This is a genomic window from Marinobacter xestospongiae, from assembly GCF_023156385.1.
Lineage (GTDB): Bacteria > Pseudomonadota > Gammaproteobacteria > Pseudomonadales > Oleiphilaceae > Marinobacter > Marinobacter xestospongiae.
Window position 1 is genome coordinate 124,916 of sequence record NZ_JAKZAK010000002.1, and the last position, 11,659, is coordinate 136,574.

General features: G+C 61.7%; 7 protein-coding genes. 1 reads left to right on the plus strand and 6 read right to left on the minus strand.

The window, feature by feature from the left end; translation table 11 throughout:
- Nucleotides 1–47: 47 nt before the first annotated feature.
- Together MLD24_RS02415 and MLD24_RS02420 are read right to left on the minus strand one after the other, a co-directional pair.
- On the minus strand, nt 48–1,862 hold the full coding sequence (locus tag MLD24_RS02415) for a choice-of-anchor D domain-containing protein (RefSeq protein WP_248163515.1): 1,815 nt from the start codon (nt 1,860–1,862) through the stop codon (nt 48–50).
- A 274-nt stretch (nt 1,863–2,136) separates the two neighbouring features.
- Nucleotides 2,137–3,162 (minus strand): helix-turn-helix transcriptional regulator, encoded by a 1,026-nt coding sequence (locus MLD24_RS02420; protein ID WP_227175160.1) that lies wholly within the window; start codon nt 3,160–3,162, stop codon nt 2,137–2,139.
- Between the two features lie 503 nt (nt 3,163–3,665).
- Here MLD24_RS02420 and MLD24_RS02425 point away from each other — a divergent pair.
- Nucleotides 3,666–4,019, plus strand: a complete 354-nt coding sequence (locus tag MLD24_RS02425) for a hypothetical protein (RefSeq protein WP_248163517.1) — start codon at nt 3,666–3,668, stop codon at nt 4,017–4,019.
- A 39-nt stretch (nt 4,020–4,058) separates the two neighbouring features.
- On the opposite strand, the gene MLD24_RS02430 is transcribed toward MLD24_RS02425, so the two are convergent.
- The 4 genes from MLD24_RS02430 to MLD24_RS02445 all read right to left on the minus strand — a co-directional run bounded on the left by MLD24_RS02430 (nt 4,059) and on the right by MLD24_RS02445 (nt 11,536).
- Nucleotides 4,059–5,696: an FMN-binding glutamate synthase family protein gene (locus MLD24_RS02430; RefSeq protein ID WP_248163520.1), complete on the minus strand. Its 1,638-nt coding sequence runs from the start codon at nt 5,694–5,696 to the stop codon at nt 4,059–4,061.
- Nucleotides 5,697–5,771: 75 nt separating this feature from the next.
- A complete protein-coding gene (locus MLD24_RS02435) occupies nt 5,772–7,214 on the minus strand; it encodes an efflux transporter outer membrane subunit (protein ID WP_248163522.1) in 1,443 nt (480 codons plus the stop codon).
- A complete protein-coding gene (locus tag MLD24_RS02440; RefSeq protein ID WP_248163524.1) occupies nt 7,211–10,360 on the minus strand; it encodes an efflux RND transporter permease subunit in 3,150 nt (1,049 codons plus the stop codon). Before MLD24_RS02440 ends, MLD24_RS02435 begins: the two co-directional genes overlap by 4 nt.
- Nucleotides 10,361–10,363: 3 nt before the next feature.
- Nucleotides 10,364–11,536 (minus strand): efflux RND transporter periplasmic adaptor subunit, encoded by a 1,173-nt coding sequence (locus tag MLD24_RS02445; RefSeq protein WP_227175155.1) that lies wholly within the window; start codon nt 11,534–11,536, stop codon nt 10,364–10,366.
- Nucleotides 11,537–11,659: the final 123 nt, after the last annotated feature.

The window sequence follows — 11,659 nt, forward strand, 5'->3', positions numbered from 1 at the left end:
ACCTTGGCTGACCGTGTGGCCGGGCCCTCGCGGGCCCGGCTTTTGGCTTACAGGTTCGGAGTCAGCTCCAGGTCAATGGTGTTGCCGGAACCGGCCATGAACAGGTTCAGCACGTCGGTCAACAGACCGCAGTTCTCCAGTGGCGGCAGGTCGTAGGTACCGCTGAGGTTGCCACCAGTGAGCGGTTCGAAGGTCTCGCCATCCGGGGTTTGCATGGCAATGGTGACCGGATCAATGGTGCGGCACTCGGAGCCACCGCCCAGCGGGATCTTGAAGCCGAACAGACGGGTGGTCACTTCCGGTACCTGGACGTACATCTGGGATTCCGAGCTCAACACACTGTTGGCCAGTTGTCCGGTGGTGTCACCCACCTGCTCGAAGGTCACCTCTGCGGTCGCGGTCAGGCGACGGAACAGACGGGAAATCTGGAAGGTACCTTCGGTCGGCGCGATGGTGAGATTGGCGGTGAACAGGCCCGTGGCCAGTTCCAGTACCGCATCAATGGAGCCGCTCAGCGGCAGTGAGCTGCCATTGGCGTTAATGGTGGTGGCACCTTCCAGGTCCAGCAGGAAATCCACGGTGTCGCTGGAACCGCTGTCACCCTCGCCCTGCAGGGCAACGTCGACAACACCGGCATCCGGGTCATCAGACTCGATCACCAGATTAGCGGTGCTGACGCCAGCCGCCGGAGCGGTATAGGTCACAGTGATGGTACAGGCCTGATCCTGGGTGAGCATGGCGCAGTCATGGGTCTGCAGGAAGTCGCCACTGGCGGCACCGTCGAGGCTGACACCGTTGATGTACAGCACTTCGTCACCAACGTTGCTGACGGTGATGTCGGCAGAGGCGGACGTACCTACCTGGATCTTGCCGAAATCCACCGACTGCGGATCGACACTGATTTCCGGCTCAGGCTGGAGCACGCTGGTACCCGACATGGGCACACCCACTAGGCCATTGTCCGGATCATCCGACTGGATGCTCAGCTCAGCGAGTTGCTCACCTTCTCCGGAGGGGAAGTAGGTGACATCAACGGTGCAGCTTTCACCCGGCGCAACCGTCGTACAGTCGTTGGTCTGCATGTAGGCAGAGGCAGCGGAACCATCAATGGTGATGGCGTTGATGCCGAGAATGGCGCCACCGGTGTTGGCAATGGTGACACTCTGTTCTGCGGACAGACCCAACTGGACATTACCGAACTCGAGGTTGTCAGGCGTTACCTCAATCTTCGGATCCGGGACCGGATCATCATTCACCACCTCGAAGGTCTGCAGAATGTTGTCCTGACCGGCAACCTGGGTACAGTCGGCCGTGAATTCGCCAATTGGCGCCGGCGCGACATCACCACTGGCGGTGCGTGCGACCATGTCGAGTACCAGGCCACCCACGGAAATGGTGCCCTGGCCAACGTCAGCGGCATCAAATACCTGCTGCTCTGCTTCACCGGTGGCCGGTACGGTAAAGGCGCCGGACTGGTCAGGAATCGGCGACTGGGGAATGGTCAGGGGCACCACGATCTGACGGTCGCCAGCACCGGTGGTAATGATGTTGGTGGAGGTGGCAACCCCCTCGATGGTGGCCGAACCAACCAGTTTCAGCCCCAGCCGGGAGTCCTCGTTAACGGTGGTCAGCGCTTCGATCTGGAAGGGACCAAGTGGCTCGCCAACTTTGACCTCGGCAGGAATATCGGCACTGATCTCAGCGAAGATGGGCTGATCACCGATCAGCGGGAAGGGACAGCTGTATTCCAGGGTGAGGTTAACGGGTTCCGCATACGCCGCACTGCCCAGAGCCATCAGGGATGCCGAGGCAACGGCGGATGACAACAGGCGTGACCGCTTGCGTGCATTCGTCGGGTTCATCATTCGTCCTCTGTATTGGTCTTATTGATCATTGTTTGTGCACAGACGGCATCGATGAGGACACCTCAATCGATCTGTGGAGAGGTCGCGGGGGTCGCCACAACGACCACAAGCAACGCATCGGGGTTCCGATGCCTGGCTCTATTAAGCGGCGGGGAGCGGCGGATCGTCATTGCGAAAAACGGCAGGATCATTGACAGTTCTGGCAGGCCCCGGCACCGGTGTTTGAAAACGTGACGGCGGTCAACCTCCCCCCGGAACCAGACCGTGCCGCTCAGTTCTGGGCCAGCCGGCGAACCTCGCCGGGGGTGTGACCGGTCCAACTGCGATAGGCGCGAGTGAAAGCGGCCTGATCACTGAAGCCGACTTTTTCGGCAATGATGTCCAGCGCCAGGGAGGTGTCCCTCAGATATCGGGTGGCGTAGGCCTCGCGGATGTCGTTACGGATGTCCCTGAACGACTCGCCCGCCTCTGCCAGCCGGCTACGCAGGGACCGGGCGCTGATATCCAGTTTGCGCGCGACAGCGTCCAGCGACGTGCCCCGACCCGGATCACGGGAAACAAACTCACGCACCTGGGCCACCACTTCGGTGACCCGCTCCGGTTGTTCCGACTGCCGTGATCGTTCCCTGGCCAGCACATAGCTGGTGTCCACCGAGTCCACCGGCAGCCGCTCGGTCAGCGGCATGATGACCTGGCAACTGCCGCTGTCGAAGTGAAATTCGGCACAGCGGGCCTGGGCCTGCCACTGGGTGGGCGCCAGCCCGGAGGAAAAATCACACTCAAAACGCATGCTGCGACAGACCTGGGACGCCAGCGAGTGGATGCTGCCCATGTAGATCTTGGCAACAAACGGTCGTACCGGCCCCAGGTCCCAGGTATCCCGCAGGTGGAGATGAATGTTGCGGCTGGTGGAGCTGACTTCCATGTCCATCACCGGCAACCCGACCCGGAGGTACTGCACGATCATGTGGGTGAGTTTGGATTGGCTTTGCTGACTCATCAGCGCAAAACCAAGCAGCCCATGGGCTGGGAAGTCCAGCTGCTGGCCAAACTGGAAGGGTGCCAGCTCATCGCCCAGCAACTGCTGGGCCTGCTGTACCACGGCCATCACCTCCTCCATGGTCAGAAAGGCGTCGGGGTTATCCAGTTGTGACGGTTCCAGCCCGCTGCCCGACAGCAGGGCCCGCCGGCCAATACCCCGGCTCTCCATGAACCGGGCGAAACGGCGGGCATAGCGCACCGCCAGGATCGGCACTTTGTAAGGGGTATGCCGAGAGGTCAAAGGTATGTGTGTCATGGCTCGAGGTCTTGTGTTGTTGTTTAAGAACCTCTGACTACCGGTAGTCCGGGAGCCCTACATCTCCGGCACCGAGCCTGATTCCCAAGACAACGGCGCTGGACTGCCGGGTATTCCCGGGTACTACCCAGAAGGATGGCCTCCTTGCCCGCCGGCTGACGCAGAAGGTCGCCGGGCGCAAACTGCTGAGCGGCACGAGTATAGGTAGGCCCGTCAGACAGGGTGTTGCCAAGGCGTCACAAAGGCCATTGTTCGGCCCGAAAGGACAATTTATCGATTGAATTCTGAGACATTCGACACGCCAGAAAAAAGAAACTGTCGCTCCACGCGACGCGTAACCGTTCTCGTTTTCGCCGTGACAGAACCGTGATAGTCCGTTCATCGAAACGTGACCGAATGGTGTCTGAACGTGACCAACTTCCACCGTGACGGGCGGTCTCAGGGGTAGCGTTGCAGCAAATGCCTGCTCCGCTCACCCCAACCGATACGATGGAGGTTCCACCATGATTCGCAGCCAATTCACAACGCTGAGCCGCACGCTTCTGCTGTCTGCCAGCCTGTTTCTGTTGCCCTTCGCCCAGACCCACGCTGACAGCCGGGCTGACCGTTTACACCACAACGATGGCCGCTCCATGGCCAATCCGGTAGAGCAGATTCACCGCACATACGGACCGACTGCAGCCGGTCCGGCCAAAGCCGGAGACCGCATGATTAAAGACTCCATGAAGGAGGATTCGATGGCCTCCGATACCATGAATCAAGGAATGGGAATGCACCAACAGGGCCGTCACCACTTCCCTATGGGTGTGGACACCGCCTACGAGCGCAAGCGGTTTCTCTTTGACAACAACTATTGATGGCGTCCGGTTCAGGCGTCACGAAAGGGCCTGGACCGGTTATCGCAGCTTGCTCTCACGCAGCTGTCGGATGGATGCGGGTGGATCGAAGCTGGTGCTGTCCGCCATCGGCCAGTAGCGGTCAAACACTGCCTGCCCCGTCCGCCCCCGCAGGAGTGCGCCCGGTTCCAGAAAGGCGTACATGTCGAGGTAAGAGCTGACCTCATTGCGGGATACCCGCCGGATGATGTGTTCCGGCCCCAGCTCGGAGGGATGGGTGAGGCCCGCGGCTGCCAGCAGGTTAGCCAGCGCACTCACCGTGTTATGGTGGAAGTGGTAGACCCGCTCGCTCTTGTTTGCCACGTCCAGCCCCTGGCTGCGTCCAGGGTCCTGAGTCGCAATACCGGTCGGACACTTGCCGCTGTGACAGCTCAGTGACTGAATACAGCCGAGGGCAAACATGTAGCCCCGAGCGGCATTACACCAGTCTGCCCCCAGCGCCAGGGTGCGGGCAATGTTGAAGGCCGAGGTAATCTTGCCGGCAGCGCCTATCGAGATGTGTTCCCGCAGGTGGGTCCCGACCAGGGTGTTGTGAACCAATAGCAGCGCTTCGGTCAGCGGCATCCCCAAGCGATTGATAAACTCCAGCGGCGCCGCACCGGTGCCACCCTCGCCGCCATCCACCACGATGAAATCGGGCCGACGTCCGGTTTCCAGCATCGCCTTGACGATGGCAAACCACTCCCAGGGGTGACCAATGGCCAGTTTGAAGCCGACCGGCTTTCCACCCGACAGTTCCCGCAGGCGGTCAATGAACACCAACAGCTCCCGCGGCGTGGAGAACGCCGAGTGGCTGGCCGGCGACACCACATCCTGTCCCACCGGTACACCACGAGCTTCGGCGATCTCCGGTGTCACCTTGGCGCCCGGCAAGATGCCGCCATGGCCCGGTTTCGCTCCCTGGGACAGCTTGACCTCGATCATTTTGACCTGGTCCCGGGTGGCATTCTCTATGAATTTCTCTTCGCTGAAGCTGCCATCGTCATTGCGGCAGCCGAAATAACCAGAGCCGATTTCCCACACCAGATCTCCACCCGGTTGGCGGTGGTATCGGGAGATCGATCCTTCGCCGGTGTCATGGTAAAACCCGCCTTTGCGGGCACCGGTGTTGAGCGCCAGGATGGCGTTGGCAGACAGCGATCCGAAACTCATCGCAGAGATATTGAAAACACTGGCTTGGTAAGGCTTGTCACAGTCGGCGCCGATGACCACCCGGAAGTCCGGATTGTCGATCCGGGTGGGCTGCAGCGAGTGATTCATCCACTCGAAGCCCTCCTCGTACATCGCCAGTTGGGAACCGAATGGACGCTTATCGAGTGTGTTCTTGGCGCGCTGGTAAACGATCGCCCGCTGCTCCCGCGAGAACGGCCGCTCCTCGGTATCGGACTGGATAAAGTACTGGCGGATCTCCGGCCCGAAGGATTCCAGGAAGTAGCGGATGTTGGCCAGGATGGGGTAGTTGCGACTGACCGAATGCCGACGCTGCAACAGGTCGTAGGTACCCAGGGCAGCGAGTAGCGCCAGTATGCCGGGCAGCCAGTACCCGACCAGCCCGGCAATGGCCAGGGGCAGCGACACCAGTAACCCGAACAGGGACAACAGGTAGGCGAAATAACGGGACGGGGGCAATTTCAACATCCACTCCTTTGGCTGGTATACGTGTGTTCCGGCACGATTCTAGTTGAACCAGCCGCCCCCGTCTGCCACCAGCATTCAGCCGGACGGCGCCTCGACGGCGTCTCCCACCAGGGTTGGCCGGTCGGCCTGACCACCTCCGCCAAGGGAACGATAGAGCTGAACCCGGTTGGTGAGCTTCTGCAACGTCACCGACACCAGCTGTTGGCGGGCATCCAGCAACGCGCGGCGGGCATCCAACACCGCGAGGTAATCATCCACACCTTCCTCGAAGCGGGCTTCCGCCAGGGTCAGGGAGCGGGCGGTTGCTGCCACCAGGGCGGACTGGGCCTGCTCCTGCTGAGCCAGGAACTGCCGGGCTGACAGCGTGTCAGCCACTTCCCGGAATGCCTGCTGTACGGTTTGCTCATAGTCCACCACGCGCTGGTCGCGACGGATCTCCGCCAGGTCCAGGTTGGCCTGATTGCGGCCGCCGGTGAAAATCGGCAGCGACAGGCTGGGGGCAAACGACCAGGCACCGGAGCCGGCGTCGAACAGGCCCGACAGCTCGCCACTGGCCGTACCCACCGAGCCGGTCAGGGCAATGCGCGGAAAGAACGCAGCGCGAGCCGCACCAATGTTGGCATTGGCGGAGCGCAGCCGGTGCTCGGCCTGACGGATGTCCGGCCGAGCCGTCAGCACCGTGGCCGGCAAGCCGGCCGGCACCCCGGTCAAAGGTGTGACCGCAGGATCGGTCAGCTCCCGCATGGCCAGCACCGGGGTGTCACCACCCACCAGCACCGCCAGTGCATTGCGATCCTTGCTCACCAGGCGGGCATACTGGGCACGGCTGGCACGGGCAGTCTCCAGCGCAATCTCGGCCTGGCGCAGGTCCAGTTCCGTGCTGAGCCCGGATTCGTAACGGCGCCGGATCAGATTGATGGCCCGCTGCTGGTCGGCTTCCGCCTGCTCGCTGATGCGCAGTTTCTCTGCATCGGCCATCAGCGTCAGGTAGGCAGCCGTCACTTCGGACACCAGGGTCAGCTGGGCGCTGCGCCGCGCTTCCTCCGTCGCCAGATATTGCTGCAACGCCGCCGACTCCAGGCTGCGCACTCGGCCAAACAGGTCCAGCTCGTAGGACATCAAGCCCAGCTGAACGCCGTATTGTGACGCCACCCGGCTGTCACCGCTGCCACTCAGGTCTGCCGGCAGCCGCTGGCGACTACCATCCGCCCCCACCGCCAGTTCCGGGTAGAGTGCGGCGCCTTCAATGCCGTACTGGGCACGGGCCTCGGCCACGTTGAGCATGGCCATCCGCAGATCCCGGTTATTGCTCAACGCGGAGTCGATCAATTCCTGCAACTGGCTATCGGGAAACATCGTGCGCCACCCTGGCAAGGTGGGCAACGTGGCATGGTCACCGCCGTCCACAGCAGTACCTACCTGTTCCGCGACCGGCAATTCCGGGGTCTGGTAATTGGGCACCAGGCTGCAGCCGCCCAGCAGGCTGACAGCCACGGCCGCTAAGGTCCGTTGTTTCATCCATTCACCTCCTGGGGTTGCGGAGACACCGTCTGTGTCGGCTGGTTCAGGGGCACGCCAGACAACCGACGTACCAGTACGTAGAACAGCGGGATAAAGAAGATGGCCAGCACGGTAGCGGTCAGCATGCCGCCAAAAACGCCCGTCCCGATGGCGTTGCGGGCGCCAGAGCCGGCCCCGGTGCTAAGCATCAGTGGCGTGACCCCAAGCATGAAGGCCAGCGACGTCATCAGAATCGGCCGCAACCGCATCCTTACCGCCTGCAATGTGGCGTTCAGCAGGCCTTTGCCCTTGTGCTCCAGCTCCAGCGCGAACTCGGCAATCAGGATGGCGTTCTTCGCCGACAACCCAATGGTGGTCAGCAGGCCGACCTGGAAGAACACGTCGTTTTCAAGCCCTCTCAGGGTCGCTGCCAGCACCGCGCCGATCACCCCCAGCGGTACCACCAGCATGACCGCAAACGGAATTGACCAGCTCTCATACAAGGCCGCCAGACACAGGAACACCACAATCAGCGACAGGGCGTAGAGCGCTGGCGCCTGGCTGCCGGACTGGCGTTCCTGATAGGACAGTCCGGTCCACTCGTAGCCGAACCCGCCCGGCAGTTGATCCGCCAGCTGCTCCATGGCCGCCATGGCTTCACCGGTACTGACACCTGGCACCGCACTGCCCTGAATATTCATGGCAGACACACCGTTGTAGCGCTGGAGCTGTTGCGGACCGTGGGTCCACTCACCGGTGGCGAAACTGGAGAATGGCACCATGTCGCCCTCGCCATTGCGGACATACCAGTTGTCAATGTCGCTGGGCAGCATGCGATAAGGTGCATCGGCCTGGACGTAAACCCGTTTGATGCGGCCACGGTCGACGAAGTCATTCACGTAGGACGAGCCCCACGCCACCGCCATGGTGGTGTTGATGTCGTTGAGCGAGACTCCCATGGCCCGGGCTTTCTGCCGATCCACATCGAGTCGGTACTGGGGCGCGTCCGGCAGGCCGTTGTAACGCACCTGGGTCAATACCGGATGCTGATTACCCTGCCCCAGCAGGCTGTTGGAGGCGTCCACCAGGGCCTGGTGGCCCTGACCGCCGCGATCCTGGAGATAGAAATCAAAACCACTGGCGACACCAAGGGCGGGAATCGAGGGCGGGTTGAGCGCGAAGATCACCGCCTCACGAATCTGCTTGAATGCACCCATCGCACGGCCAATGATGGCGTTGACACCGTTGGTTTCCAGATCCCTGTCTTCCCAGTCCTTCAGCCGTACAAAGGCCAGCCCCGAGTTCTGGCCCTGGCCGGCGAAGCTGAACCCGGCGACAACGAACATCGATTCCACCGCCTCAGCTTCGTTCACCAGAAAGTGGTGCTCCAGTTTCTCCAGCACTTCCAGGGTCTGGCCCTGGGTTGAGCCCACCGGCAGCTGTACCTGGGCCAGCAGGATGCCCTGGTCTTCATCGGGCAGGAAGGCGGTCGGCAGGCGCATAAAGCTGTAGCCGAGCGCCACCACAACCCCGACGTAGATCAACAGGTAACGTCCGCGACGCCCGAGGATCTTCTCAACCCGACTCTGGTAGCGTCCGGTGGCCCGATCAAAGCTGCGGTTAAACCAGCCGAAGAACCCGCCCTTGGTCTGGTGATCGCCTTTCAATGGCTTGAGCATGGTGGCGCACAATGCCGGCGTCAGGATCATTGCTACCAGCACCGACAACACCATCGCTGACACAATGGTGATGGAGAACTGGCGATAGATGGCACCGGTGGAGCCCGGGAAGAATGCCATTGGAACAAAAACGGCAGACAGTACCAGGGCGATCCCCACCAGGGCGCCGGTGATCTGGCCCATCGACTTGCGGGTGGCCTCCAGAGGCGACAGCCCCTCCTCGGCCATCACCCGCTCGACGTTCTCCACCACCACAATGGCGTCATCCACCAGCAGACCAATCGCCAGTACCATGCCGAACATGGTCAGGGTGTTGACTGAGAAGCCGAAGGCAAACAGCACCGCAAAGGTACCCAGCAGTACCACCGGCACCGCGATGGTCGGAATCAGCGTGGCGCGGAAGTTCTGCAGGAACAGGTACATCACCAGGAACACCAGAACAATGCCCTCGAGCAGGGTCTTCACCACCTCCCAGATCGAGATTTCCACGAACGGTGTGGTGTCGTAGGGATACACCACTTCCAGGCTGTCCGGGAAGTACTGACGCAGCTCATCAACACGGGCCTTGACCCGTTCCGCGGTATCCAGGGCATTGGCGCCGGAGGCCAGGTTGATCCCCAGACCCGCGGCCGCATTGCCATTGAAGCGCCCCTGGATGGCGTAGTTCTCTGCCCCCAGTTCAATACGGGCCACGTCGCTCAGACGCACCTCGGAGCCATCGGCGGTCACCCGGATCAGGATGCTGCCAAACTGCTCAGGGGTTTCCAGCAGCGTCTGCACCACGATGGAAGCGTTCATCTGCTGGGCTTCCACCGCAGGGGCACCGCCGAGCTGGCCGCCAACCACCTGGTTGTTCTGCACCTGAATCGCCTGGGTCACATCGGCGGGGGTCAGGTTGAATTCGTTGAGGCGGTTGGGATCAAGCCAAACCCGCATGGCGTAAGGGGCACCGAACAGCTGCACCTGGCCGACACCCTGGGTCCGGCTGATCGGGTCCTGAATGTTGGCGGCGACGAAATCGGCGATGTCCTCCCGGGTCAGGCTGTCATCGTTGGAGATGAATGCCATCACCATCAGGAAGGAATCCGACGACTTGGTCACCTGAACACCTTGCTGTTGCACCACCTGTGGCAGGCTTGGGGTCGCCAGTTGCAGCTTGTTCTGCACCTGGACCTGGGCGATGTCCGGATCGGTTCCGGCAGCAAACGTCAGGGTAATGGAGGCATTGCCGGAGGAATCGCTCTTGGAGGACATGTACAGCAGGTTGTCGATGCCGTTCATTTCCTGCTCGATCACCTGGGTGACCGAATCCTCCACGGCCTTGGCGGACGCACCGGGGTAGTTCGCCGATATGGTGACTTCCGGTGGCGCCACTGTCGGGTACTGCTCCACCGGCAGGAAATAGATCGACAGGGCGCCGGCCATCATCAGCACGATGGCGATCACCCAGGCGAAGATGGGTCGGTCAATGAAGAAACGCGCCATGGTTTAGCCTTGCTCCCCTTGCTCGCTGACGGCATCCGCCACCTGGCCGCCATCGACGGCCACCGGTCGCACGGAGGCTCCAGTGCGAATCTTCTGCAGTCCTTCCAGGATCAGCCGATCACCAACCTGCAGACCATCGCGGATCAGCCACTGGTCACCCACGGCTTTCTCTGCAACCACCTGACGCTTTTCAACGGTATTGTCTGCGGCGACCACCATGGCGATGGCCTGGCCATTGGGTTCGCGGCCAATGCCTTTCTGTGGCACCAGGATGGCTTCGTCCCGTTCCGCCTGAGGCAGGCGGGCACGAACGAACATGCCGGGCAAAAGTGAGTCATCCGGGTTGGGGAACAGTGCCCGCAGGGTCACTGAACCCGTGGTTTCATCCACCGCAAACTCGGAGAACTGCAGGCTGCCGCTCTGGGGATACGACGCGCCGTCCTGATGCACCAGGGTGACCGCAGCACGATCCTCGCCCACGGTTTGCAGCTGGCCCTCGGCCATGGCGTTACGCAACGTCTGCAGGGAGCTGTAAGACTGGGTCAGGTCGACATAGATTGGATCGAGCTGGCGAATGGTCACCAGCGCGTCGGCCTGGTTAGCCGTCACCAGAGCGCCAGCGGTCACCGAAGAACGGCCAATACGGCCGTCGATGGGCGCAGTGATGGTAGTATAGTCGAGGTTGATTCGCGCCGTTTCCAACGCCGCTCGGCTGGCATCGACCCGTGCCTGACCGGCATTGAGTGAGGAGCGAGCCTCGTCCAGCTCCTGCTGGCTGATGGCACCGGTCTTGATCAGGCGTTCGTAACGCTCGGCCTTGAGGCGAGCGGTCTCCAGGGACGCCTCAGCCGATGCCAGCTCAGCCTTGGCACTGGCCAGAGCGGTCTGGTACAGGCTGTCATCAATCTGATAGAGCGCCTGACCGGCAGTGACGGTCTCGCCTTCTTCAAACAGTCGCTGCTCTAGGATGCCGGTAACCTGGGGGCGAACTTCCGCTACCCGGTAGGGCGTGGTCCGACCCGGCAGTTCATTCACCACGGTGTAAGGCTGGGCCGACACCGTCATGTAACCCACTTCCGGCGCAGGCCGTTGACCGGCCGACTGCGGTTTGGACGGCTCACAACCGGCCAGTACCAACAGCGCCGTCAGTACGAAGGGAAGTTTATATTGTCGCATCAACAGTACCTCTGTTGTTGTCTGGCCTACGCCAACAGGTGCCGAAGAACACCTGTTGGCTGAAAGGCAGTTGAATCCGGGCGTTGACTGGGGGGACCGCCAGTCAACGCCCGATGGAGAATC